This window comes from Actinomadura terrae (assembly GCF_022751215.1).
GTDB classification, from domain to species: domain Bacteria; phylum Actinomycetota; class Actinomycetes; order Streptosporangiales; family Streptosporangiaceae; genus Spirillospora; species Spirillospora terrae.
In genome coordinates, this window is record NZ_JAICDG010000006.1 from 318,927 (window position 1) to 342,112 (window position 23,186).

Consider the following 23,186-nt stretch of genomic DNA (forward strand, 5'->3'; position numbering starts at 1 on the left):
GTCGGGGGCTATCTGACGGGGAGGCCGGTGAGGGCGCGGCCGATGACCAGGCGCTGGATCTCGCTGGTGCCTTCGAAGATCGTGAAGATCTTGGCGTCGCGGTGCATGCGCTCCACCGGGTACTCGCGGGTGTAGCCGTTGCCGCCGAGGATCTGGATGGCCTCCTCGGTGACGCGCACGGCCATCTCCGAGGCCATGAGCTTGGCCATCGAGCCCTCGGCGCCGTCGAAGTCGCGGCCGGTGGCCGCCATCCACGCGGCGCGCCAGACCATCAGGCGCGCCGCGTCCAGGCGGCAGCGCATGTCGGCGAGCTTGAACGCGATCGCCTGGAAGTCGCCGATCTTCCGGCCGAACTGCTCGCGCTCGCGCGCGTAGTCGAGCGCGTACTCGTAGGCGGCGCGGCCGACGCCGAGCGCCATCGCGCCGACGGAGGGGCGCGTGGTCTCGAACGTCTTCATCGCCGCCTGGCCCTTGGCGCTGCGGCCCTCGCGGACGCGGGCGACGCGCTCGTCGAACCGCTCCTTGCCGCCGACGACGAGGCGGCTCGGGAGGCGCACGTCCTCCAGGATCACCTCGGCGGTGTGGGAGGCGCGGATGCCGTGCTTGCTGAACTTCTGGCCCTGCCGCAGCCCGGGCGTGCCCGGCGGGACGATGAAGCTCGCCTGCCCGCGGCTGCCGAGCTCGGGGTGGACGGACGCGACGACCACGTGCACGTCGGCGATGCCGCCGTTGGTCACCCAGGTCTTGGTGCCGTTCAGCACCCACTCGTCCTTGGCCTCGTCGAACACCGCGCGGGCCCGGATCGAGCCGACGTCGCTGCCCGCGTCCGGCTCGGAGGCGCAGAACGCGCCGAGCCTGACCTCGCCCGGCGTGCCGAACATCTGCGGCACCCACTCGCCGACCTGGTCGGGGGTGCCGACGGCGGCCACGGACGCGGCGGCGAGCCCGGTGCCGACGATCGACAGCGCGATCCCGGCGTCGCCCCAGAACAGCTCCTCGAACGTCACGGGGATGCCGAGGCCGCTCGGCTCCAGCCACTGGGCGGCGAAGAAGTCGAGGGAGTAGAGGCCGATCTTGGACGCCTCCTGGATCAGCGGCCAGGGGGTCTCCTCGCGCTCGTCCCACTCCCGCGCGGCCGGGCGGACGACGTCCCGGGCGAACTCGTGGACCCAGTCGCGGACCTGGCGGACGTCCTCGCTCGGCTCCAGCGAGAACGGCGTCGACTCGGCGCTCGGCATGCTATTGACCCTTCTTCCAATACGGCTGTTACCAACGGTAGCAGCCGGGCCGGAGGGAGATGACCTCACCCTCGGCCGGGCGAGAACGACCGCGCGGCGGCGTAGCCGGGGATCCCCGCCATCGGGGGCCGCTCCCCCACCGCGACGTCGCTGGTGCGGGCGTCGTGCCCGTCGGCGACGCGGCGGAACTGCGTGAGCGCCGTGGCGGGGGCCTCCAGCGGGACCATCCGGCCGTGCCGCTCCAGCCGCGACCAGGCGGTCAGCATGATCTGCCCCGACATCTCCCCGAGCGCCTCGGTGGACTGGTGGGAGTGCACCCGGCGGCCGAGGTCCACCTGGGCGATCGCGTCGAGCCCGGCGTCCTGGAAGACGTCCAGCAGCAGGCCGAGCTCCACGCCGTAGCCGGTGACGAACGGCAGCCGCTCCAGCAGCGCGCGGCGGCCCGCGTACTCCCCACCGAGCGGCTGCATCACCCCGGCGAGCTGCGGCCAGTGCAGGTTGATCAGCGGGCGCGCGACCAGCTCGGTCACCCGACCGCCGCCGCCCTCGACCGCCCGGCCCGCCTCGACGAGCGGGCGGTCGTAGCAGCCCTTGACGTAGGCGACGGACGGGTCGGTGAGCAGCGGCCCGAGCAGCCCCGTGACATAGGACGAGGTGAACCCGCGCAGGTCCGCGTCGATGAACACGACCAGGTCGCCCGAGGTGACCGCCAGCGACTTCCACAGCGCCTCACCCTTGCCCGACATCCGGCCGTGCCCCGGCAGGACGTCGTCCTGCGCGACGACGTCGGCGCCCGCGGCCGCGGCGACGGCGGCGGTGCGGTCGGTGGAGCGCGAGTCGACCACGACGATCTCGTCGACGAGCGGGATCCGCTCGACCAGGTCGGTGCGGACGGCCGCCACGATGGCGCCGACCGTCGCCTCCTCGTCGCGCGCGGGCAGCACGACGCTGATCCTGCCGGCCCCCTTCGCGGCCAGCAGGACGTGCGGCGGCCAGTCGGCCGCCGCGCTCGTACGGCGGCGCAACCACGTCGCGACCTCAGGCAGCACGCGCTCTTCCTCCCCTGTCGGACGGTCCCCGGCGAGAGGCCCTCACTCAGGGCAACGCCGGATCTCCCCAGATCATTCACCCTCGTCACGGCGCCGGACGTCCCGCCCCGAGGTGTTCACCCCGGGCGCGGGCGTCACTCGGCGGCGTGCCGGTCCAGGAACTCGTAGACGTCGGCCTCGTCCACGCCGGGGAACGCCCCCGGCGGCAGGACGGACAGGACGTGCGAGTGCGCCCGCGCGGACGGCCAGGCCATCCCCTCCCACCGGTCCGACAGCTCGGCGGGGGGCCGCTGGCAGCAGTCGCCGTCCGGGCACGCCGACTTCACCCGCCGGGTCGACTCGCGGCCCCTGAACCAGCGGGAGTCCTCGAACCGGACGCCCAGCGTGATCGCGAAGTCCCGCTCGTGGCTGGGGTCGATGTGCGACAGGCACCAGTACGTGCCGTTCGGGGTGTCGGTGTACTGGTAGTAGACGGAGAACCGGTCCTCGGCGGTGAACACGTGCCGCCCGGCCCACTGGCGGCACATCCGCTGGCCCTCGATCGCGCCGTCGGCGTCCTGCGGGAAGGCGAGGCCGTCGTTGGCGTAGGCCTTGTAGATCGTGCCGTTCTCGTCGTTCTTGGTGAAGTGCAGCTCTAGGCCGAGGTGGTGGGTCGCGACGTTGGTGAAGCGGTGCGCGGCCATCTCGTAGGAGACGGCGAACACGTCCGCGAGGTCCTCCACCGACAGCTCCCGCGCCGCCTTGGCCTCCTGGAGGTAGGGGACGACGCTGCGCTCGGGCATCAGGATCGCGGCGCCGAAGTAGTTCGCCTCGACGCGCTGGCGCAGGAAGTCGGCGAAGTCGCGGGGCTGGTCGTGGTCGAGCGCGATGTGCCCGAGGGTCTGGAGCAGGATCGTGCGGGGCGTGTGCATGCCGAGCTGCTCGCGCTCCAGGTAGATCCGCCGGTTGCGCAGGTCGGTGACCGACCGGACCGAGCGCGGCAGGTCCTGGACGTACTGGAGGCTGAACCCGAAGTGGCCGACCAGCGTCATCAGCAGCCCCTGCGACACCGCCCCGCGCCGGTAGCCGACCGCGTCGAGGGTCTGCGCGGCGACGGCCTCGATGTCGGCGAAGTGGTTGCCGCGCTCGTGCATCTGGCGGCGCAGCTCGGCGTTGGCCTTGCGGGCCTCCTCCGGGCTCGCGGCGGGCTTGGTGCGGCTGCGCCGCAGCTCCCGGTACAGCGCGAGGATGTGCTCGATGACCTCGTTCGGCATCCGCTTGCCGACCCGCAGGTGCGAGAGCCCGAGCGAGCGGTACAGCGGATCGCGCTGCGCCTCCTCCAGCTCGATCTCCAGCTGCGCGCGGCGGCTCGGCGGCTGGCGGCGCAGCAGCTCCTCCACCGGGCACTCCAGCGCGGCGGCGAGCGCCTGGAGCAGCGACAGCTTGGGCTCGCGGCGCCCGTTCTCCAGCAGCGAGAGCTGGGACGGGGCGCGGCCGACGCGCTCGCCGAGGTCCGACAGCGTCATGCCCCGGCCGCGCCGCAGATGGCGCAGCCGCTGCCCGAACGTGACGAGATCCACGTCGGTCGTCAAGTTGAGGGGTTCTTCTGGCCGCAAGGTCGTCACGGCTTCATGCTAGCGGAATTTTCGATGTTCTTCTGCTATCGCCGTGTCCATCAGCCCGCATGACCGGGGCATAGTCGTGCCAAGCACCCAGGGGACGACACGGAAGGGTAAGCAGATGAGCGACAGTCGCCTCAAGGGCGCAGCCGACGAGCTGCAACACCGCTGGGAGACCGACGAGCGCTGGACCGGCATCGAGCGGAGCTACACGGCCGAGGACGTCGTGCGGATCCGCGGCTCGGTCCAGGAGGAGCACACGCTCGCCCGCCTCGGCGCGGAGCGGCTCTGGAAGCTGCTGCACGAGGAGGACTACGTCCACGCGCTCGGCGCGCTGACCGGGCTCCAGGCCGTCCAGCAGGTCAAGGCCGGGCTGAAGGCCATCTACCTGTCGGGCTGGCAGGTCGCGGCGGACGCCAACCTCGCGGGGCACACCTACCCCGACCAGAGCATCTACCCGGCGAACTCGGTCCCGGCGGTCGTGCGGCGGATCAACAACGCGCTGCTGCGCGCCGACCAGGTCCAGTGGGCCGAGGGAGAGGGCGACACCCACTTCCTCGCCCCGATCGTCGCCGACGCCGAGGCCGGCTTCGGCGGCGTGCTGAACGCCTTCGAGCTGATGAAGGGCATGATCGCCGCGGGCGCCGCGGGCGTGCACTGGGAGGACCAGCTGGCCTCCGAGAAGAAGTGCGGCCACCTCGGCGGCAAGGTGCTGATCCCGACCTCGCAGCACGTGAAGACGCTGAACACCGCCCGCCTCGCCGCGGACGTCGCGGACGTCCCGTCCCTGATCATCGCGCGGACCGACGCCGAGGCCGCGACACTGATCACGACGGACGTGGACGAGCGCGACCACGAGTTCCTCACCGGCGAGCGCACCGCCGAGGGCTTCTACCGCGTCCGCAACGGCATCGAGCCGTGCATCGCGCGGGCCAAGGCGTACGCGCCGTACTCCGACCTGATCTGGATGGAGACCGGCACCCCGGACCTGGAGCAGGCCCGCCGGTTCGCCGAGGCGGTCAAGGCCGAGTACCCCGACCAGATGCTCGCCTACAACTGCTCGCCGTCCTTCAACTGGAAGGCGCACCTGGACGACGCGACCATCGCCAAGTTCCAGCGCGAGCTCGGCCACATGGGCTTCAAGTTCCAGTTCATCACCCTGGCCGGGTTCCACGCGCTCAACTACGGCATGTTCGACCTGGCGCACGGCTACGCCCGCGAGGGCATGACGGCCTACGTCGACCTCCAGGAGCGCGAGTTCGCGGCGGCGGAGAAGGGGTTCACGGCCGTCAAGCATCAGCGCGAGGCCGGGACCGGCTACTTCGATCTCGTCAGCACCGCGATCGCGCCCGACTCCTCCACGACGGCGCTGAAGGGCTCCACCGAGGAGGGTCAGTTCCACTGACCCGCCGAGGCTGACCCCTCACCGAGGGCGATCCTCCACCGAGGCTCGCCCTCCCACAAACCGAAGGCCCCCGCGCACCTACACCCGCGGGGGCCTTCTGGCACGTTCCCACCTGCGGCCACATCCGGAAGGCCAGATTCGGCACTTTCCTCGACAACAGCCAGTGGGCCGGGCAAATTAGGCACGCTAGTGATCACTCACGAGAGGATCCTCAGATGGCGCTGCGCCACCCCCGGTTCATGACGCCCCGGGCGACCCCCGGGCGAATGCTGCCGCTCGCCGTCGCAGCCGTGAGCGTCGTCGCGCTCGCGGCCCCCGCCTCCGCGGCGGGCAACGGCCGCTACACCCCCGGCGCCCCCGGCGTCGGCGACGCCTACTTCCCGCTTGAGGGGAACGGCGGATACGACGTCCAGCACTACTCGCTGGACCTGCGCTACGACCCCGACTACGACCAGCTCGACGGCACCGTCACCATCACGGCCAAGGCCACGCAGGACCTGTCGAGCTTCGACCTCGACCTGTCCGGCATGGACGTCGACCGGGTGAAGGTGAACAAGCAGAAGGCGGAGTACAAGCGGCGCGGGCAGGAGCTCATCATCACCCCGCGCAAGGGCCTGCGGAAGGGGAAGACGTTCACGGCGGTCGTGACCTACGGCGGCGTGCCGCAGACCATCGTGGGCTCCCCGATCGTGTTCGGCTCGCCCTACGGGTTCCTGCACACCCCCGACGGCGCGTTCGTCGGCGGCGAGCCCAACGGCGCGTCCACGTGGTTCCCGGTCAACGACCACCCGAGCGACAAGGCCACCTACGACTACAAGATCGCGGTGCCCAAGGGCCTGCGGGCGGTCGCCAACGGCCTGCTCACCGGTACCGAGAACACGGTCGCCTCCTTCAGCCGCCGCAGGTCGGCGGCGCAGGCCAGCGTGTTCAAGTGGCGCGAGGACAGCCCCATGGCGAGCTACCTCACCACGATCGACATCGGCAAGTGGGAGATCAGGGAGGGCCGGACGCCCGGCGGCCTGCGCAACTACACCGCCGTCGACCCGGCGCTGATCGCCGCGCAGCCGGACGCGGTGAACTTCTTCTACAGCACCACCAGCGAGGCCACCGACCTGTGGGCCAAGACCTTCGGCCCCTACCCGTTCAGCACCACCGGCGCGATCGGCGACGACGCGCGCTTCAACGGCCAGCCGCTCGGGTTCTCGCTGGAGACGCAGGGCAAGCCGGTGTACTCGGCCGTCCGCAACACCGGGACGATCGCGCACGAGCTGGCGCACCAGTGGTTCGGTGACAGCGTGTCGCCGCAGCGCTGGCAGGACGTCTGGCTGAACGAGAGCTTCGCGTCGTGGTCGGGCTGGTACTGGGCCGAGAAGCACGGCGGCGCCACCGTCCACGACGCGGCGCGCGCGACCTACAACTCGCGCCCGTTCCCGGACGCGCCGGGCAACCCGTTCTGGTCGGTCGTGACCGCGAACCCGCAGCGCGACACCATGTTCAACGCCCGCGTCTACAGCGGCGGCGCCATGGCGCTCCAGTTCCTCCGCGAGAGGATCGGGGACGACAAGTTCTTCACGCTGCTGCGGACGTGGGTCGCCCAGCACCGGCACGGCAACGCCACCACCGAGCAGTTCACCGCCCTGGCCCAGAAGGTGTCCGGCCAGGACCTCACGCAGTTCTTCAAGGAGTGGATCTACTCCCCGACCAAGCCCGAGCTGCCGAAGGGCTGACCGGAGGGCAAGCACGGACCGAGCACGGACCTGGCACGGACCGACCTGGAGCCGGGCACGCTCCGGTCACGAGCCGCTGACGCGGAGGTGACCGGCTCCGGACGGTCTGTGTGAAATTACGTGGATCCGGGCGGTCATCCGCCCTAGGGTCTCGGCAAGTGGGCGTCCTTCCGTGGGTGTGGTGGTACGGGTTCCGTCGTCACACCGCCTATGCGGTCGGCTCGCTTGCCGAGGCCCTGACCAACACCGGGTTCGGGTTCATGAGGGCCTATGTCTTGATAGCCCTCTGGCACGAGCGTCCCGTCCTCGGCGGCTACGACGTGGACGACGCCGTGACGTTCTGCTTCCTGACCCAGGCGCTGATCGGGCCGCTCCAGGTCTTCGGCGGGATGGACCTCGCGCAGCGCATCCGCACCGGCGACGTCGCGATCGACCTGCACCGCCCGGTCGGGCTCCAGGGCTGGTGGCTGGCCGACGACCTCGGCCGCGCGACCGGGTCGCTGGTGCTGCGCGGCGGCCCGCCGCTGGTGGCCGGGGCGCTGGTGTTCCCGCTGCGCTGGCCGGGCCCGGCGGGGCTCGTGGCGTTCGCCGCGTCCCTGCTGCTCGGCGCGCTGGTGGGGTTCGGGATGCGCTACCTGGTGGCGCTCGCGATGTTCTGGCTGCACGACGACCGGGGCCTGAACGCGGTCACGCTGGTGATGTCGCTGTTCTTCTCCGGGATGACCCTGCCGCTCGTCGTGTTCCCCGGGCGGCTCGGCGACGTCGCGCACGCGCTGCCGTGGGCGGCGCAGCTCCAGGTGCCCGCCGACGTCTTCCTCGGCCGCCACACCGGGGCGGACCTCCTGGGCGCGCTGGCCTTCCAGGCGGCGTGGGCGGCCGCCCTGCTCGGCGCGGGGGCGCTGGTGACCCGGGCGGCGCGGCGCAAGCTGGTGATCCACGGTGGCTGAGGCGGCCGCGATGTCCGCGGTGTCCGAGGTTTCTGCGGTGCCCGAGGTATTCGCGGTGTCCGGGGTGATCCGCGGTGGCTGAGACGGGCCGGGCGGCGGCGCGTCCGCTGACGACCTACGTGCTGCTGGCGTGGACGTGGGTCCGCGCGGCGGCGCAGTACCCGGTGTCGATGGTGCTGCTCGCCCTCGCGACCGCCGTCGTGAGCGGCCTGGACGTGGCGGCGATCGGGCTGCTGTTCAGCCGCGCGCCGCGCATCGCCGGGTTCGGCGCGTCCGAGGTCCTGTTCCTGTACGGGACGAGCGCGATGTCGTTCGCGATCTCCGACATCCTGCTCGGCACCACCGAGCGGCTCGGCCACCACGTCCGGGAGGGGACGCTCGACGCCATGCTCGTGCGCCCGGTGAGTCCCCTGATCCAGGTCGCGACGGAGGAGTTCTCACCGCGCCGCGTCGGCAAGCTCCTCCCGGCGGGGACGGTCCTCACGTTCGCGCTGGCGAGCGTGGACGCGCCGTGGACGCCCGGCCGGGTGGCGCTCGTCCCGCTGATGGTGCTGTGCGGGACGCTGATCTTCTCGGGGCTGTGGGTGCTGGGCGGCGCGGTGCAGTTCGTGCTGATCGAGAGCCACGGCGCCACCAAGTCGCTCACCTACGGGGGCGGGTACCTGACCCAGTACCCGATGACCGTGTTCGCCCGCGACTTCGTCCGCGGCGTGACGTTCGTCGTGCCGCTGGCGTTCGTCAACTGGCAGCCCGCGCTGTACGTGCTGGACCGCCCCGACCCGCTCGGGCTGCCGGAGGCGGCGCGGTTCGCGTCCCCGGCGGTCGCCGCCGCCGTGTGCGCGGCGGCGGCGTTCGCGTGGCGGGCCGGGCTGCGGCACTACCGATCGACAGGGAGCTGAGGCCGGTGCCGATGATCGAGGCCGAGGACGTCGTCAAGTCGTTCACCGTCCGGACCAGGACCGGAGGCCTGCGGCGGCGGGGCAGGAGGACGCTCCGCGCGGTGGACGGGGTGTCGTTCGCCGTCGAGCCCGGCGAGTTCGTCGGCTACCTCGGCCCGAACGGCGCGGGCAAGTCCACGACGATCAAGATGCTGACCGGCATCCTCACCGCGTCGTCGGGGACGCTGCGGGTGTGCGGGCTCGACCCGTCGCGGCGGCGCACCGCGCTCGCGCGCCGGCTCGGCGTCGTGTTCGGGCAGCGCACGACGCTGTGGTGGGACCTGCCGCTGCGCGACAGCCTCACGCTCGTCCGGCGGCTGTACCGGGTGGAGCCCGCCGCGCACCGGGCCCGGTTCGCCGAGCTGTCCGAGCTGCTGGAGCTGGACCCGTTCCTGGACACGCCGGTGCGGCAGCTCAGCCTCGGGCAGCGGATGCGCGGCGACCTCGCCGCCGCGCTGCTGCACGACCCGGAGCTGCTCGTCCTGGACGAGCCCACGATCGGACTGGACGTCGTCAGCAAGGCGACCGTCCGCGACTTCCTGGAACGTATCAACGCCGAGCGCGGCACCACGATCCTGCTGACCACGCACGACCTCGGCGACATCGAGCGGCTCTGCCGCCGGGTGCTGATCATCGACCACGGGCGGCTGGCCTACGACGGCGGGCTGGACGAGCTGCGCCGGACCGTCGACGCCGACCGGGTGCTGGTGGCCGAGCTGGCCCGGCCGGGGCCGCCGATCGTCCTGGACGACCCGGAGTTCGGGCGGATCGAGGCCGAGCGGGTGCAGGGGCCGCGGCAGTGGCTGCGGCTCCCGCGCGCCGCGAACGCGGCGGTGGTGGTCGCGGCGCTGGCGCGGCTGTACGAGGTCCGCGATATCGCGCTGCGGGAGGCGGGGATCGAGGACGTCCTCGCCGGGCTCTACCGGGGCGACCACGCCTACACGTGCCCGGCCGACCTCCCGTGGGGGGAGGGCCCCCCGGACGGTCCCCCGGAGCGGCCGGATCACCGCTCGATGGTCGAGTAGTACTCGGACTCGAAGGCCTCCTCGTCGCCGTGGGCCGAGCCCCAGCGGCGCGGCGCCCAGGTGGGCATCAGCAGCGCGAAGCCCATCATCCCGTAGACGCCCGAGCCGAGCAGCATGCGCAGGCCGAAGTCCATGTCGCCGGAGGGCGGCACCTTGCCCGGCAGGTCGAGCACGCTCCCGGGGTCCACCAGGAAGTAGGCGGACACCCCGAGCAGGGCCACCGCCGGGACGAGCGAGACCAGCGGCGACGCCCACCGCGCGACGATGACCACGCCCGTCACCAGGCCCACGGCGGCGAGCAGGGCGAACGCCCCGTAGATGCGGGTGCGGTCGGTGATCTCCTGGCCCGTCCCGTCGAAGGACCGGCCCGCCTGCGCGTAGCCCCAGGCCGCGCCGTAGACCAGCGCGGGGGTCAGCAGGACGCCGAGGACGAAGCCGAACGCGTGGCGCACCGCGCATCACATCCCTCTGGACGTGCCCGCGCCGGGCGGGCGTGGCTCGCGTACCGGACCATCAGAACACGCGGAAACGGGCCATGGCAGTGATTCCGGACTTGTCGCATCACGGAGTGATTCAGGGGTACGCCCGGCGAGGACGGCCCGGCCCAGGCCAGAGCCGCACCGCCGCGGCCGGACCGCCGCGGCCGTTCGACGGTGTCCGCTTCACCACGGCCGTAAACTCCCGTGCCGCACCGGGCGTCGAACTAACCAAGATCAAAAATTCGGCGGCGCGCCTGTGAACGCCCGGAGACGTTTCGGCGGATACAAAGGCGAGGGCGGCACACACGCGCACACGGGGGACCAGTGATCGACTTGACCGAGCGGGCCATCCGCGGATCCGAGGGCGGCCGCGCGCGTGCGGCCCGGACGGCGACGGGGCTCCTCGACGGCGTCACCGACGGCGCCGTCGTGCTGTTCGCCGCGTGGACGGTCCTGTACCACCTCGGCCTGCTCCTCGACCCGCCGACCACGGCGCTGCTGGTCGCGTGGCTGGTGGCGGCGGCCGTGCTCGGCGTCCTGTACGCGCGGCGCTCGGGATGGTGGGCGGTCGGGCCGCTCTGGCACGACCCAGAGGCGCCGGTCTGGCGCGACCGTCCCGGACCCGTGCGGCAGGCGCTCCCGGCCGTCGCGGTGGGCGCGGGCCTGGTCGCGGGGGTGTGCGCAGGGCTGCACCCGTCCGGGGTGCCGTGGTGGTGCGCGTGGGCGCCCGGACTGGTCAGCGCGGCAGCGACGGCCGCGTGGCTGCTGCGCCGCCCCGGCCCGCGCGAGCCCGACCCCGCGCCGGAGCCCCGTCCGGACGCACCCGAGTCCCGACCGGACGACACGGACCTGCGCTGGGGGACGCCGCTCGCGCTCCTCACCGGCGCCGGGTTCGCCGTCGCGTCGCTGTTCATCGTCAACACCGACGGCGACGACGCCTACTTCGTGTCCCGCTCGGTGGCGACGGCGGCGACCGGCCGCATCCCGCTCAAGGACGTCATCTTCTCCGCCGGGGCGACGAACGAGATCGCCGGCGAGCCGCCGGTGGCGTCGTTCGAGGTGCTGGTCGGGGCGCTGGCGCGGGTGCTGCACGTCCCCGCGTCCTCGCTGCTGTGGTACGGCGTGCTGCCGCTGGTCACCTTCCTCGCGATCTGGTCGCTGTGGCGGCTCGTCCGGGCCTGGGCGCCGCGCCACGCCGTGCTCTGCTTCGCGGTCGCGGCCGTCTACCTGCTCTGGGCGGGCGAGTCGCGGGCTTCGCTCGGCGCCTTCCACCTGCTGCGGATGTGGCAGGGCAAGGCCGTCATGGTGTCGGCGCTGATCCCGCTGCTGTACGTCTACCTCACCCGGTGGGCCGAGCGGCGGCGGCGCGGCGACCTCGCGCTGCTCGCCGCCGCCGGGATCGCGGCGGTCGGGCTGACCTCGTCCTCGGCGTTCGTGGTCCCGCTGGCGGTCGGCGCCGCCGTGCTGCCGCTGCTCGCCGCCGGGCGGGTCCGTACCGCGCTGGCGGCGTGCGTCGCGGCGGCGTACCCGATCGCGTCCGGGCTCGGGGTGGTGCTGCTGCACGGCAAGACGGTCGTGGAGGGCGCCGTCCACGACGGCCCGGTCAGCTACCAGTGGGTCCTGCTCCAGGGGACGCTCGGCGTCCTCGGCGGCTGCGCGCTGTGGCTGTCCCCGTGGACGGCCCGGCGCGGCGTGCCCGCGCTCGTCGGCCTGGGCGTCGCGGCGGTGCTGACGCTGCTCGTCCTGCCCGGGATTCTGACGGCCGCCGCACGGGCCACGGACGCGGGGCAGGTGCTGTGGCGCACGATGTGGATCGTCCCCGCGCCCGCCCTGGTCGGCCTGCTCGCCGCCGTGCCGGTCCCGGACGCCCTCCGGTCCCGCGCGGCCGCCGTCGCCGCCGCCGTGACGCCCGCCGTGGCGCTCGCCGTCGCGCTGGTCGTGGGCGGCACGCCGGTGTGGTCGGAGGCGAGCGGCTCGACCGTCGAGGGGCGGCCCTCGTGGAAGCTGCCCGCCGAGCAGGTCGGGACGGCGCGCGAGGTGGTCCGCGCCGCCAAACCCGGCACCGTCGTGCTGATGCCCGTGACCTACATGCGGGCGGTACCGATGCTGACCGCGCGCGTGCACGCAGCGAACCCCAACCCGCACTACCTGTCGATGATCCCCGCGCCCGCGCACTACATCGCCGACCGGCAGATGCTGAGCGTCGCGGTGCGCTCCCCCTACAGCCGGAAGCCGACAGCGGAGGAGATGCGCGCGGCGCTCCGCCGCGTGGGGGTCAGTGTCGCCTGCGTGACGCCCCGGGACCGGCGCGCGCTCCGGCTGCTCGACCAGGCCGGATACGGCGACCGGCGGCGCATCGGCGACCTCGTCTGCTCCTTCCGGCCGGGGGGCTGACCGTTTCGACCGCGTCTGTCGGGGCATCGGGTGTTGCGTCTGACCCGACGGATGTTGGAGGAACAATGTCGACCGTCCTCATGGTCGTCATCGTCGTCGTCGCCGTCCTCGTCATCGCCGCCGCCGCGTACCTCGCCTGGACGTGGTCGCGCACCCGGCGGCTCAGGCGGCGTTTCGGCCCCGAATACGACCGGGCAGTGGAGGCCCACGGCGGCCGCGCGGCCGCCGAGCGGGAGCTGATGTCCCGCGAACGGGCCCACCAGGACCTGGAACTGCACGACCTGGCCCCCGAGCGGCGCGAGCAGTACAAGCACCAGTGGATCCGTGTACAGGAGCGCTTCGTCGACGCCCCGCAGGAGGCCGTCGAGCAGGCGGACCGCCTCGTCACCGTGGTACTGGGCGAGCGCGGCTATCCCACCCGCGGCTTCGACGAGCAGGCCGCCCACCTCTCGGTGGACCACGCCCGCACCCTGGACCACTACCGGCGCGGGCGCGAGATCAGCGTGCGCGCCCAGGGCAGGGACGCCACCACCGAGGACCTGCGGCAGGCCATGGTGCACTACCGCGCGCTCTTCGACGACCTGCTCGACGTCCCGGCGGACCACGGCGTCGCCGAGACCCCGAGGAGCTGACCGCGATGACGCACGAGATCCCCACGGAACCGAGAGCGACAGCGGACGGGCGCGCCCCCCGGGCGACCGGGCCGGTCACTCCGCCCGTCGCCGGTGACGCCCACGTCGCCGGTCCCCCGCCGCCGCGCGCCGCGGCCGACGCGGAGTCCGACCGGGACACCGCGCCCGACCTCCTCGCCCCGAAGTCCGCCCCCGGGAGCCAACCCGCAGGCCAGCCCGGGGGCCAACCTGCGGGCCAAACCGGGGGCCCGCGCGGGCGGCTGCTCGACTCCGCGGAAGCGGGCCGGTTCAAGGAGCGCTGGCACCGAGTCCAGGCCAGGTTCGTGGACGATCCGGCCGAGGCCGTCCGCGAGGCCGACGCCCTCGCGGAGGAGATCACCGACGCCCTGGTGCGCTCCCTCGCCGAGCACCGCCGGAAGCTGTCGGAGCCGCTCGGGTCCGGCAAGGACGGGACGTCCGACACCGAGCGCCTCCGCCTGGCCCTCCGCTCCTACCGGAGCCTTTTGGACCACGTCCTCGAAACATGATCGCCGCGACGGGGGCGCTCCGGCTGCGGCCGGGGCGCCCCCGTCGCGGGTTCAGCCGTTGAGGAAGCGGTAGACGGCCTCGCGCCCCCGCGTCCCGCGTTCGCGGTTCTGGATGGAGTGGGCCGCGCCCTTCACGACGACCAGCTCTCCGCGCGGCGCGTGGCGCAGCTCCTCCCGAGCCCATTCGAGCGGGGTGGACAGGTCCCGGTCGCCGTTCAGCAGCAGCACCGGGACGGGCGGCAGCGTGAGCCGCCTCGGCTCGGCGGTATGCCGCGACGGGGGCCAGTGCACGCAGTCCTGGACGAAGCCGTTGCCGACGGCGTCGGCGGCCGTGAACGGCCAGGTCGCACGGGCGGGAAGGTGGCGGCGCGTCCGGTCGAGGCTCGCCTGGCGCCCCGCGAGCGGCGCCTCGGAGGTGCCCCACGGGAAGTGCCCGTCACCGCAGATCGTCGCGACGTGCAGGCCCGCGCTGTAGCCGGCGGGGTCGTCGCCGCCGGAGTCGAGCAGCTTCAGCAGCCGGTCGAGCCGCGCCGGGTCCCCGTGCCGCGCCTCGTGGAACGCCGACACCACGTCGCCCGACCCGGCGGGGAATCCGGCCGGGCTCGGGTCGCGGTAGGTGGGGTCGGAGAACTCGTAGCCGACGAGCATGTCCCAGATGCGGACGTGGTCGGCGCGGTGCCGGGCGAGCCAGGCCAGGTCCTCGGCCGGGTCGAACCCGCAGGCGGGCGCCGTCCGACACGCGTCCCGCAGGACCCGCGCGGTCGCCCGCATGCCGGTGAGGTAGAGCATGTCGTCGCGCTGCGGGTCCACGTGCGGGAGCACCGAGTCCAGGACGAGCCTGCGCACGTTGCGCGGATGGAAGGCGGCGTAGCTCGCGGCGGTCATCGTGCCGTAGGAGACGCCGTCCAGCGTCATCGTCCGCACGCCGAGCGCGCGGCGCAGCAGGTCGAGGTCGCCGACGGTCTGCTCGGTCGTGAAGTAGTGCCGCCGGTCGCCGAGGATGCCCGCGCACTCGGTGACCGCGCCGGGGCTCGGGGCCTCGATGTCGGTGCCGCCCACCTCGGCCTGGAGGCGGGGGCAGTCGATCGCGCCGAACTCTCCGGTGCCGCGCTGGTCGATCGTGACGAAGCGGTAGTTCTTGGCGAGCTCGGGCATCCGCTGCTGGGATATCCGGGAGATGAACGGGACGCCGGGCTGCCCGGGCCCGCCGGTCAGGAACAGCAGCACGCCCCGGGGCGCGGAGACGTTGCCGCCGGTCGCGACCTGCAACTTCAGCGTGCCCTGGGACGGGGCGCGGTGGTCGAGCGGCACGGTGAGCGTCGAGCAGGTGAAGCCGGGCTGATTCGGGCAGGGGCGGGGGTCGGTGAGCGCGGGCCGGGGCGTCGCCGTCGAGGTGGACGGGGCCGCGGACGGGGGCGCGGGGGGTGTCGCGGCCGCCGTCGCCCCTCCGGATGCGGAGAGGGCGAGGGCCAGGGCGAGCACTGGGATGGGACGTGATCGCATGGGGAGATCATCGCCCCGGTGGGCCCGGGAACCACGTTTCTCGCCGGAAACGGCCATTCCACCCGCCGAGCGGTCCTGTTCTGGCGTTTTCGCGCAGGTGGTAGTACTGGAGGGATGAGCGACAGGCCGGTCGAGATCACCGACCAGGGTGGCTGGTGGCGGGCCCGGAGCCGCCCGCATCCCGCGCTGCGCCCGTTCCTGCCCTCCTACGTCGGCTACTGGGAGCGGGACGTCCGGCCTAGCCGGATGCGCACGCTCCCGACCCGCACCGCCGTCGTGATCCTGAACCTCGGCCCGCCGCTGTTCCTGGAGGTCCCCGACCCGCAGGTCCGGGGCCGCGTCTACGGGTCGTTCGTCGCGGGCATGCACGACGGGCACGGCGGCTACGTCCACCCCGGCGGCCAGCGCGGCATCCAGCTCGACCTCACCCCGCTCGGCGCCTACACGCTGTTCGGCGTCCCGATGGCGCGCGTCACCAACACCGCCGTGGAGCTGCCCGACCTGCTCGGGCCGGGCGCCGCCCGCCTCGTCGAGCGGCTCGGCGCCGCGGCGGGCTGGGCCGACCGCTTCGACCTGCTCGACGGGTTCCTGCTGGGCCGACTGGACGCCGGGCCCGCGCCCGACCCGGAGGTGGCCCGCGCCTGGGACCTGCTCGCCCGCAGCCGGGGGCGCGCGCCCGTCGCCCGCCTCGCCGACGACGTCGGCTGGAGCCGCAAGCACCTCACCCACCGGTTCCGGGAGCAGGCGGGGCTGCCGCCCAAGGTGATGGGACGCGTCCTGCGGTTCCAGAGCGCGGTCGAGATGATGCGCACCGGCGACGCGGGCCTCGCCGACATCGCCTTCGCCTGCGGCTACTACGACCAGGCCCACCTCAACCGCGAGGTGCGCGCGCTGGCGGGCTGCTCCCCCACCGACCTGCTCGCCGGGCAGTTCGAGCCGCAGCTCACCACGACCGTCCCCGAGGCGCTCTGACCGCCCGCCGGGTCAGCCCTGGCTCACGCCGCCGCCGAGGTTCATCACGATCACGCCCAGCACGACGATCACCGCGCCGGCGACCGTCAGCGGCCGCACCGGCTCGTCGAACAGCAGCACGCCGCCGGCGAAGGCGCCGATCGTGCCGAGCGCGGACCAGATCGCGTACACCGGGCCGACGTTCAGCGAGGTCAGCGCCTTGGCCATGAACACGAACGAGATCAGGTACCCGGCCACGACGATCGCCGCGGGGCCGAGCCGGGTGAAGCCCTCCGAGCCGCGCATCGCCAGCGTCGCGGTGACCTCGAAGGCGATGGCGAGCGCGAGCAGGACGTAGGGCATCGGCGATCTCCTCTCCCCGGCCGATCCTCCCATGGCCACGTCCTCCCCCGCCGGGCTACGGCCGCCCCTGCCCGGACCCGGCCATGCCCGCTCAGCCGCCGGACAGCCAGTGGCGCAGCGCCCACCACCAGTTCGCAGCGCGCGTCACCGCCGCGCCCGCCGAGGGGTCGAGCAGCGGGCGGCCGGTCAGCTCCTGGAGGCGGCGCACCCGGTACTTGACCGTGTTCTCGTGGACGTGCAGCGCGGCGGCCGCCGGCGCGACCCGTCCGCCGTGGTCGAGGTAGGCCAGCGCGGTCGCGGCCAGCGCGCGGTGGAACGGGTCGCGCGGGTCGAGGCCGCCGAGGAGCGTGTCCGCCAGCAGCCGTCCGAGCGCGGGCTCGGCGCCGGTGACGGTCGGCAGAGCGAGATCGGCGAGGTGCCGCGTCCCGCGCAGCCCGGCGGCCGCCCCGGCGCGCAGGGCCCGGCGGCCGAGCTCGTACACCGGCGCGACGTCGCCGGGCGGCACCGGCGGCGCGGCCACCAGCAGCGGGCCGTCCTCGGACGGGACGGGCGGCCGGGCCACGAGAGCGGCGAACCGGCCGTCGACCAGCCCGCACAGCCCGGGGCCCGCCGCGGTGAGGCGCGCCTCCAGCCGCGCCGCGACCGCCGGGTCGCTGACGTCGGAGACGACGCAGTGGTAGGCGCCGGACGGGTCGAGCGGCGCGGGCGCGGAGGCGGCCTCCCCGTGCAGGAGCCGCCGGAGCGTCTGGACGTGGGCCTCGCGGGCCGTCCGGGCCGTCTCCAGCTCGGCGACCCGGTGCGCGTGCACCATCCGGTGGACGAGCGCGGTGGTGATCTCGTCGACGCGGGTGACGCCGTCCAGCAGCAGGTGCTCCGGCACGCCGAGGCGCCGCCCGTCCGCGACGAGCGTCCGGACGAGATGGGCGCGGCCCGCCTGGAAACCGTCCAGGAACGCCGTGACCGGCACGCCCTGCCGCGCCCGGTCCGCGCCGAGCCGCTCGGCCGCCGCCAGGACGTCCTCGCCGGGGCCGCCGGTCTCCAGCGCCGCGACCACGCCCCGCACGAGCGCGCGGGCGTGCCGCCGGGTCTCCTCCTCCGGCAGCGCCGCCACCAGCTCCGACCTGCCCCGCGCCGCGCGGACCGTGGCGTCCAGCACCTCCGGGTCGGCGCCGTGCTCGATCAGCAACCGCAGGAACCGGTCGCCCTCCACGGGCTCCATGCCCCCCATTCTGGGCCCTCGTTGTCCGTTCCGGACAACCGGGCGGGCGGTGGTTGGGCCGCCGCCCCCTAGCGTGCGGTCCGCCCGGCGGTGTTCGCTGGAGGAACCGGCGGTGTGCGCTGGGGAAGACGAGCCGAGGAGACCGCCGATGCCCGACGAGGAGCAGCTGTTCGACAAGCTCGCCACCGACCTGATCTTCCGGCTGCCGCCGACCTTCGACGACGTCGCCGACGAGCGGCGGCACCGCAAGGAGCGCCTCGCCGCCGCGCTGCGGATCTTCGGCAAGTTCGGCTTCGAGGAGGGCGTCGCCGGGCACATCACCGCCCGCGACCCCGAGCGCGCCGACCATTTCTGGGTCAACCCGTTCGGGATGTCCTTCAAGCACGTCCGGGTCAGCGACCTGATCCTGGTGAACCACGAGGGGAAGGTCGTCGAGGGGCGCTACCACGTCAACGAGGCGGCGTTCGCGATCCACTCGCAGATCCACCAGGCGCGGCCGGGGGTCGTGGCGGCGGCGCACAGCCACTCCACGCACGGCCGCGCGCTGTCGGCGCTCGGCCGGACGCTGGAGCCGATCACCCAGGACGTCTGCGCGTTCTACCAGGACCACGGGCTGTTCGACGACTACACCGGCGTCGTCACCGACGTGGAGGAGGGCAAGCGCATCGCCGCCGCCCTCGGCGACCACAAGGCCGTGATCCTGCGCAACCACGGGCTGCTGACCGTCGGCGACACCGTCGACGCCGCCGCCTGGTGGTTCATCACCATGGAGCGCTCGTGCCAGGTGCAGCTGCTCGCCCAGGCCGCCGGACGGGTCGTCCCGATCGAGCACGACGACGCCGTCCGCACCCACGAGCAGATCGGCAACGACCTGGTCGGCTGGATCAACTACCAGCCGCTGCACGACCAGATCGTCCGGGAGCAGCCCGACCTCCTGGACTGACCCTCACTCGGGCGGCGACGCGTCAGGACGCGGGTCGTCGTGCGGGTGGGGGCGCGCGTTGTCGTGCGGGTCGGGGTGCGCGTCGGGGCGCGGGTCGTGGTGCGCCAGCAGGACGCGGACGATGCGCTCCAGCGCCGCCCTGTCCTGCGGGGCGAGCGGCGCGAGGAGCGCGGCGTCGAGTTCCGCCGCGCGTGCGGTGACCGCGTCGAGCTCGGCGCGTCCGGCGGCCGTCAACCCCACCGCGTACCGGCGGCGGTCGGCCGGGTCGCGGTCGCGCCGGACGAGCCCGGCCCCCTCCAGCCGCTTGGCGACCTCCACCAGGTCGCTCGGATCGACGCGCAGCCGGGCTCCGAGGTCGCGCTGCGAGACGGGGCCGGAGTCGTCCAGCGCGGCCAGAACGGCGAAGTGCCACAGGCCGAGGTCGTGCTCGGCCATCATCAGGCGCATCCGCTCCCGTCCGAGGCGGGCGACCCGCGCCAGCACGTACGTGGTGATTTCCAGCAGGCGCGGGGGCAGGCCTCCGGCGTCGTCAGCATCCATGGGGCTATCGTAGGGGAGCGCCAATCATTGGTGCACTCCCATGAATAGGAGAACGCGATGGACGCCCTCTACCCCCGCCTGCTGGTCGACGACTTCGACCGGTGCGCCCGCTTCTATGCCGCCGCGCTGGAGGAACTGCTCGGCATCCAGCCGGTCAAGCTGCTGCCCGAGTTCGAGTACGCCAACTGGGACCTCAAGGACGAGTGCCTGCTGGTCCTCATGGGCCGCGCCCGCATGGCCGAGGCCGTCGGGACCGCCCACCTCCCCGCCCCCGCCGGGCTGGACCGCTCCATGCTCGTGTTCCGCGTGGACGACGTCGACGCCGCCGCCACGGCCCTCCGCGACCTCGGCGCCGAGCCCGTCACGGCCCCGCAGGACCGTCCCGACTGGGGACCCGGCCTGCGCACCGCCCACCTGCGCGACCCCGACGGCAACCTGCTGGAACTCCAGTCCTACTGACCGCCCTGACCGCCCTGACCGCCGGGCCGGGCTGATCGGGCCGCCCCGACCGCTGGCCGGGCCCGCCGGGCGCCCTGACCGTGCTGACCGCTCTGGACGTCGCCGGGCCGTCGCCGGGGCGCCTACTGGTCGGGGAGGTCGGGCTCGGTGAACGGCAGCAGCACCTGGAAGCGGGTGTCGCCCGGCAGCGACTCGACCCGGATGTCGCCGCCGTGCCGGTCGGCGACGATCCGCCAGGAGATGTCGAGGCCGAGGCCCGTCCCCTGCCCGACCGGCTTGGTGGTGAAGAACGGCGTGAAGATCCGGGTGAGGTTCTCCTCCGGGATGCCGACGCCGGTGTCGCCGATCTCGACCAGCGCGTGGTCGTTCTCGCGCACCGTCCGGACGGTGAGGGTGCCCTCGCCGCCCATCGCGTACAGCGCGTTGACGATCAGGTTGGTCCACACCTGGTTCAGCTCCGCCGCGTAGACCGGCACCGGCGGCAGGTCCGCGTCGTAGTCGGTCTTCACGGTCACGTCCGGGCCGATCTTGCGCCGGAGCATGGTGAGCGTGCTGTCGATCAGCTCGCGCAGGTCGGCCCGCTGGTAGGCGGCGCGGTCGAGCTGGGAGTACTGGCGCGCCGAGTCCAGGAGCGCGGTGATCCGCCCCGTCGCCTCGGAGATCTCCGCCTGGAGCTGGGCGACCTCCAGCACCTCGGCCAGCCACCGCACCGCCGCCGGCAGGTGCTCGCCCGCCGCCTCGGCGACCTGCCCGGCCTGCTCGACGCCGACCCCGGCGGCGACCAGGCCGGGCGCGAGCTCCCACGCGTCCGGGACGCCGTGCTCCTCCAGCCAGTCGCCCAGTTCGTCCTCGGCGTCGCTGACCTCCAGCGGGCTCCGCCGCCCGGACGGCGCCGCGGGCAGCACCGGGCGCAGCGACACCAGCGCGCTCAGATGCGTGCAGTCGACGCCGCGCGCCGCGAGGTCGGCCAGGCTCATCTGGGCGCCGAGCAACCGGTCGCCGAGCTCCGCGCTGGCCCGCGCGGCGGCCGCCGCCGGGTTGTTCAGCTCGTGGGTCAGCCCCGCGGTGATCGTGCCGAGCGCGGCCAGCCGCTCGCGCTGGTCCACGGTGCGGCGCAGGTTGCTCATCCCGAAGAAGATCCCGGCGAGCAGGTGCGTGGCCATCGGGAACCACTTGCGGACCGCCTTGCCGAACTTGCGCGCGGGCAGCACGAAGATCCGGGTCGGCCGCGTCGCCCGCAGCGTGTGCTGGTACTTCTGCTCGATCTGGTCGTCCAGGTACGCCTGGACGGCGCCCCCGTAGGTGCCCGCGCGCGACGTCCGGTTGATCTCGACGATGTGCCCCCGGACGTTCTGGGTCATCACCATCTCGCCGTCCAGCAGCACGTACAGGAACTCGGCGGGCTCGCCCTGCGCGCAGATCACGCCGTCCGCCGGGAGCTCCTCGACCGTCCCGCACACCGAGAGCCAGGCCAGCTTCTCCTCGTCGAGGTCCTCGAAGAGGAACAGCCCGCGCAACTCCTCCGGTGTCGCCGTCCCCACGCGCCCGCCCTCCGCTTCGCTCATGCCTGCTCCAGATAACGGTGGACGAGGGCGACGGCCATCGCGCCGTCGCCGACGGCGGAGGCGACGCGCTTCATCGACTCCGAGCGGACGTCCCCCGCGGCGAACACGCCGGGGACGCTGGTCTCCAAGTGGTAGGGCTGGCGGGCGAGCGGCCAGCGGGCCGGGCGGCGGCCCCCCGCCACCAGGTCGGGGCCCGTCAGCACGTAGCCGCGCTGGTCGCGCTCCACGTAGCCGTCCAGCCAGCCGGTGCCGGGTTCGGCGCCGATGAACACGAACAGCCAGTGCGCGTCGATCGTCCGCAGCCCGTCCGGCCACTGGAGGGTGAGCCGCTCCAGCCGGTCGGCGCCCTCCACGCCGCAGACGGTCTTGCCGGCGTGCACCTCGATATTGGGCGTGGCGGCGATCTGCTCGACCAGGTAGTGCGACATCGACCTCTCCAGGCCGTCCGCCCGGACGATGATGTGCACCCGCTTGGCGTACTTGGCCAGGTGCACCGCGGCCTGCCCGGCGGAGTTGGCGCCGCCGACGATCGCGACCTCCTCGTCCGCGCAGGACGGCGCCTCGGTGAGCGCGGCGCCGTAGTAGACGCCGCGTCCGACGAAGTCGTCCACGCCCGGCGCGGACAGCCGCCGGTACGACACGCCGGTCGCGAGGATGACGGCGTGCGCGGCGATCTCCGTGCCGTCCGACAGCCGGGCGACGCGGGCGGTGCCGCGCGACTCCAGCGCGGCCACCTCGCCCGCCTGGAGCAGCTCGGCCCCGAACCGGTCGGCCTGCCGCCGGGCCCGGTCGGCGAGCTGCGCGCCCGACACGCCGTCGGGGAAGCCGAGGTAGTTCTCGATGCGGGAGCTCTGCCCCGCCTGCCCGCCGAGCGCGCGCCGCTCGACGACCACGGTCTTCAGCCCCTCGGACGCCCCGTACACCGCCGCGCCCAGCCCGGACGGCCCTCCCCCGACGACGATCAGGTCGTAGAACCCGGTGGACGGCGTGGTCGGCAGCCCGATCGCCGCCGCCAGCTCCGCGTCCGAGGGCGCGGCCAGCACGGCGCCGTCCGACGTCACGACCAGCGGCAGCTCCGGCTCCCCGGCCGCTGCGACCAGCTCCGCGCCCTCCGGGTCGCCGTCCAGCAACCAGGTGTAGGGCACCTGGTGCCGCGCGAGGAAGTCGCGGACCTCGTAGGAGCGGGCGGACCAGCGGTGCCCGACCACCCGCAGCTCGCCGGGCAGCCGCCGGTCGGCGCGCTCCCAGGCGTCGAGCTGCGCGTCGATCACCGGGTAGAACTTCTCCTCCGGCGGGTTCCACGGCTTGAGCAGGTAGTGGTCGAGGTCCACCACGTTGATCGCGCGGATCGCGGCGTCGGTGTCGGCGTAGGCGGTCAGCAGGACGCGGCGGGCGAACGGGAACAGGTCCATGGCCCGCTCCAGGAACTCCACGCCGGTCATCTCCGGCATCCGGTGGTCGGCGAGCAGCATGGCGGTGTCGTCGCCGCGCAGCCGCAGCTCGCCCAGCGCGTCCAGGGCCTGCGGACCGGACTCCGCGCGGACGATCCGGTACGAACCGGCATACCTGCGGCGCAGGTCCCTGGCGACGGCCCGGGACACGCCGGGATCATCGTCGACCGTCAGCAGGACAGGTTTGGACACCGCGTCTCCCTCGATCCGTACATCCCCGCCCAAAGCCTACG

General features: G+C 73.6%; 21 protein-coding genes. 11 read left to right on the forward strand and 10 right to left on the reverse strand.

Annotated features, from left to right (window positions below; genetic code table 11):
- Positions 1–8: 8 nt before the first annotated feature.
- The 3 genes from K2F47_RS33415 to K2F47_RS33425 form a co-directional block, all read right to left on the reverse strand.
- Entirely contained in the window at positions 9–1,238 is a 1,230-nt protein-coding gene (locus tag K2F47_RS33415; protein WP_242910090.1) for an acyl-CoA dehydrogenase family protein, read from the reverse strand.
- A gap of 65 nt (positions 1,239–1,303) precedes the next feature.
- The gene (locus K2F47_RS33420; RefSeq protein ID WP_242910091.1) at positions 1,304–2,287 is read right to left on the reverse strand and encodes a glucosyl-3-phosphoglycerate synthase; all 984 of its coding nucleotides are present in this window, start codon (positions 2,285–2,287) and stop codon (positions 1,304–1,306) included.
- Positions 2,288–2,421: 134 nt separating this feature from the next.
- Positions 2,422–3,858 (reverse strand): XRE family transcriptional regulator, encoded by a 1,437-nt coding sequence (locus K2F47_RS33425; protein ID WP_242910260.1) that lies wholly within the window; start codon positions 3,856–3,858, stop codon positions 2,422–2,424.
- Positions 3,859–4,006: 148 nt separating this feature from the next.
- Here K2F47_RS33425 and aceA point away from each other — a divergent pair, with 148 nt between their 5' ends.
- From aceA to K2F47_RS33450, 5 genes are all read left to right on the forward strand, one after another.
- A complete protein-coding gene (gene aceA, locus K2F47_RS33430; RefSeq protein ID WP_242910092.1) occupies positions 4,007–5,290 on the forward strand; it encodes an isocitrate lyase in 1,284 nt (427 codons plus the stop codon).
- 215 nt (positions 5,291–5,505) lie between these two features.
- Complete coding sequence (locus K2F47_RS33435) at positions 5,506–7,017, forward strand: M1 family metallopeptidase (protein ID WP_242910093.1); 1,512 nt, start codon at positions 5,506–5,508, stop codon at positions 7,015–7,017.
- A gap of 158 nt (positions 7,018–7,175) precedes the next feature.
- Positions 7,176–7,964: an ABC transporter permease gene (locus K2F47_RS33440; RefSeq protein ID WP_242910095.1), complete on the forward strand. Its 789-nt coding sequence runs from the start codon at positions 7,176–7,178 to the stop codon at positions 7,962–7,964.
- 74 nt (positions 7,965–8,038) lie between these two features.
- A complete protein-coding gene (locus K2F47_RS33445; RefSeq protein WP_242910096.1) occupies positions 8,039–8,863 on the forward strand; it encodes an ABC transporter permease in 825 nt (274 codons plus the stop codon).
- Positions 8,864–8,874: 11 nt separating this feature from the next.
- Positions 8,875–9,927: an ABC transporter ATP-binding protein gene (locus K2F47_RS33450; protein ID WP_242910261.1), complete on the forward strand. Its 1,053-nt coding sequence runs from the start codon at positions 8,875–8,877 to the stop codon at positions 9,925–9,927.
- Here the strand turns inward: K2F47_RS33450 and K2F47_RS33455 are convergent.
- Positions 9,906–10,379 (reverse strand): hypothetical protein, encoded by a 474-nt coding sequence (locus K2F47_RS33455; RefSeq protein ID WP_242910097.1) that lies wholly within the window; start codon positions 10,377–10,379, stop codon positions 9,906–9,908. The genes K2F47_RS33450 and K2F47_RS33455 overlap by 22 nt on opposite strands.
- A 351-nt stretch (positions 10,380–10,730) precedes the next feature.
- Between K2F47_RS33455 and K2F47_RS33460 the strand changes: the two genes are divergently transcribed.
- The 3 genes from K2F47_RS33460 to K2F47_RS33470 all read left to right on the forward strand — a co-directional run bounded on the left by K2F47_RS33460 (position 10,731) and on the right by K2F47_RS33470 (position 13,959).
- Positions 10,731–12,800: a DUF6077 domain-containing protein gene (locus K2F47_RS33460; protein WP_242910098.1), complete on the forward strand. Its 2,070-nt coding sequence runs from the start codon at positions 10,731–10,733 to the stop codon at positions 12,798–12,800.
- 65 nt (positions 12,801–12,865) lie between these two features.
- A complete protein-coding gene (locus K2F47_RS33465; RefSeq protein ID WP_242910099.1) occupies positions 12,866–13,432 on the forward strand; it encodes a hypothetical protein in 567 nt (188 codons plus the stop codon).
- A 5-nt stretch (positions 13,433–13,437) separates the two neighbouring features.
- On the forward strand, positions 13,438–13,959 hold the full coding sequence (locus K2F47_RS33470) for a hypothetical protein (RefSeq protein ID WP_242910100.1): 522 nt from the start codon (positions 13,438–13,440) through the stop codon (positions 13,957–13,959).
- 51 nt (positions 13,960–14,010) lie between these two features.
- Here the strand turns inward: K2F47_RS33470 and K2F47_RS33475 are convergent, their stop codons facing one another.
- Positions 14,011–15,462 carry an alpha/beta fold hydrolase gene (locus K2F47_RS33475; protein WP_242910101.1) on the reverse strand — a complete coding sequence of 484 codons (1,452 nt, stop codon included), beginning with the start codon at positions 15,460–15,462 and terminating at the stop codon, positions 14,011–14,013.
- 114 nt (positions 15,463–15,576) lie between these two features.
- Here K2F47_RS33475 and K2F47_RS33480 point away from each other — a divergent pair, with 114 nt between their 5' ends.
- Positions 15,577–16,434, forward strand: a complete 858-nt coding sequence (locus tag K2F47_RS33480; protein ID WP_242910102.1) for a helix-turn-helix domain-containing protein — start codon at positions 15,577–15,579, stop codon at positions 16,432–16,434.
- A gap of 12 nt (positions 16,435–16,446) precedes the next feature.
- Here the strand turns inward: K2F47_RS33480 and K2F47_RS33485 are convergent, their stop codons facing one another.
- Both K2F47_RS33485 and K2F47_RS33490 read right to left on the reverse strand, forming a co-directional pair.
- A complete protein-coding gene (locus K2F47_RS33485; RefSeq protein ID WP_242910103.1) occupies positions 16,447–16,776 on the reverse strand; it encodes a DMT family transporter in 330 nt (109 codons plus the stop codon).
- Between the two features lie 91 nt (positions 16,777–16,867).
- Positions 16,868–17,995 carry a helix-turn-helix domain-containing protein gene (locus K2F47_RS33490; protein WP_242910104.1) on the reverse strand — a complete coding sequence of 376 codons (1,128 nt, stop codon included), beginning with the start codon at positions 17,993–17,995 and terminating at the stop codon, positions 16,868–16,870.
- Between the two features lie 148 nt (positions 17,996–18,143).
- Here K2F47_RS33490 and K2F47_RS33495 point away from each other — a divergent pair, with 148 nt between their 5' ends.
- Complete coding sequence (locus K2F47_RS33495; RefSeq protein WP_242910105.1) at positions 18,144–18,938, forward strand: class II aldolase/adducin family protein; 795 nt, start codon at positions 18,144–18,146, stop codon at positions 18,936–18,938.
- A 3-nt stretch (positions 18,939–18,941) separates the two neighbouring features.
- On the opposite strand, the gene K2F47_RS33500 is transcribed toward K2F47_RS33495, so the two are convergent.
- On the reverse strand, positions 18,942–19,478 hold the full coding sequence (locus K2F47_RS33500) for a MarR family winged helix-turn-helix transcriptional regulator (protein ID WP_242910107.1): 537 nt from the start codon (positions 19,476–19,478) through the stop codon (positions 18,942–18,944).
- A 57-nt stretch (positions 19,479–19,535) separates the two neighbouring features.
- On the opposite strand from K2F47_RS33500, the gene K2F47_RS33505 reads away from it, so the two are divergent.
- Positions 19,536–19,937, forward strand: coding sequence for a VOC family protein (locus tag K2F47_RS33505; RefSeq protein WP_242910108.1), 402 nt, complete (start codon positions 19,536–19,538; stop codon positions 19,935–19,937).
- 122 nt (positions 19,938–20,059) lie between these two features.
- On the opposite strand, the gene K2F47_RS33510 is transcribed toward K2F47_RS33505, so the two are convergent.
- Positions 20,060–21,502 carry an ATP-binding protein gene (locus K2F47_RS33510; RefSeq protein ID WP_242910109.1) on the reverse strand — a complete coding sequence of 481 codons (1,443 nt, stop codon included), beginning with the start codon at positions 21,500–21,502 and terminating at the stop codon, positions 20,060–20,062.
- Positions 21,499–23,145: an NAD(P)/FAD-dependent oxidoreductase gene (locus tag K2F47_RS33515; RefSeq protein ID WP_242910110.1), complete on the reverse strand. Its 1,647-nt coding sequence runs from the start codon at positions 23,143–23,145 to the stop codon at positions 21,499–21,501. The genes K2F47_RS33510 and K2F47_RS33515 overlap by 4 nt, the downstream gene beginning before the upstream one ends.
- Positions 23,146–23,186 lie beyond the last annotated feature (41 nt).

What these genes read in the sequence shown, in the direction of transcription:
- K2F47_RS33415 (WP_242910090.1), bottom strand. Translation starts at nt 1,238, where the DNA reads ATGCCGAGCGCCGAGTCGACGCCGTTCTCGCTGGAGCCGAGCGAGGAC.
- aceA (WP_242910092.1), top strand. Translation starts at nt 4,007, where the DNA reads ATGAGCGACAGTCGCCTCAAGGGCGCAGCCGACGAGCTGCAACACCGC.
- K2F47_RS33435 (WP_242910093.1), top strand. Translation starts at nt 5,506, where the DNA reads ATGGCGCTGCGCCACCCCCGGTTCATGACGCCCCGGGCGACCCCCGGG.
- K2F47_RS33450 (WP_242910261.1), top strand. Translation starts at nt 8,875, where the DNA reads ATGATCGAGGCCGAGGACGTCGTCAAGTCGTTCACCGTCCGGACCAGG.
- K2F47_RS33465 (WP_242910099.1), top strand. Translation starts at nt 12,866, where the DNA reads ATGTCGACCGTCCTCATGGTCGTCATCGTCGTCGTCGCCGTCCTCGTC.
- K2F47_RS33470 (WP_242910100.1), top strand. Translation starts at nt 13,438, where the DNA reads ATGACGCACGAGATCCCCACGGAACCGAGAGCGACAGCGGACGGGCGC.
- K2F47_RS33475 (WP_242910101.1), bottom strand. Translation starts at nt 15,462, where the DNA reads ATGCGATCACGTCCCATCCCAGTGCTCGCCCTGGCCCTCGCCCTCTCC.
- K2F47_RS33480 (WP_242910102.1), top strand. Translation starts at nt 15,577, where the DNA reads ATGAGCGACAGGCCGGTCGAGATCACCGACCAGGGTGGCTGGTGGCGG.
- K2F47_RS33485 (WP_242910103.1), bottom strand. Translation starts at nt 16,776, where the DNA reads ATGCCCTACGTCCTGCTCGCGCTCGCCATCGCCTTCGAGGTCACCGCG.
- K2F47_RS33490 (WP_242910104.1), bottom strand. Translation starts at nt 17,995, where the DNA reads ATGGAGCCCGTGGAGGGCGACCGGTTCCTGCGGTTGCTGATCGAGCAC.
- K2F47_RS33495 (WP_242910105.1), top strand. Translation starts at nt 18,144, where the DNA reads ATGCCCGACGAGGAGCAGCTGTTCGACAAGCTCGCCACCGACCTGATC.
- K2F47_RS33500 (WP_242910107.1), bottom strand. Translation starts at nt 19,478, where the DNA reads ATGGATGCTGACGACGCCGGAGGCCTGCCCCCGCGCCTGCTGGAAATC.
- K2F47_RS33505 (WP_242910108.1), top strand. Translation starts at nt 19,536, where the DNA reads ATGGACGCCCTCTACCCCCGCCTGCTGGTCGACGACTTCGACCGGTGC.
- K2F47_RS33510 (WP_242910109.1), bottom strand. Translation starts at nt 21,502, where the DNA reads ATGAGCGAAGCGGAGGGCGGGCGCGTGGGGACGGCGACACCGGAGGAG.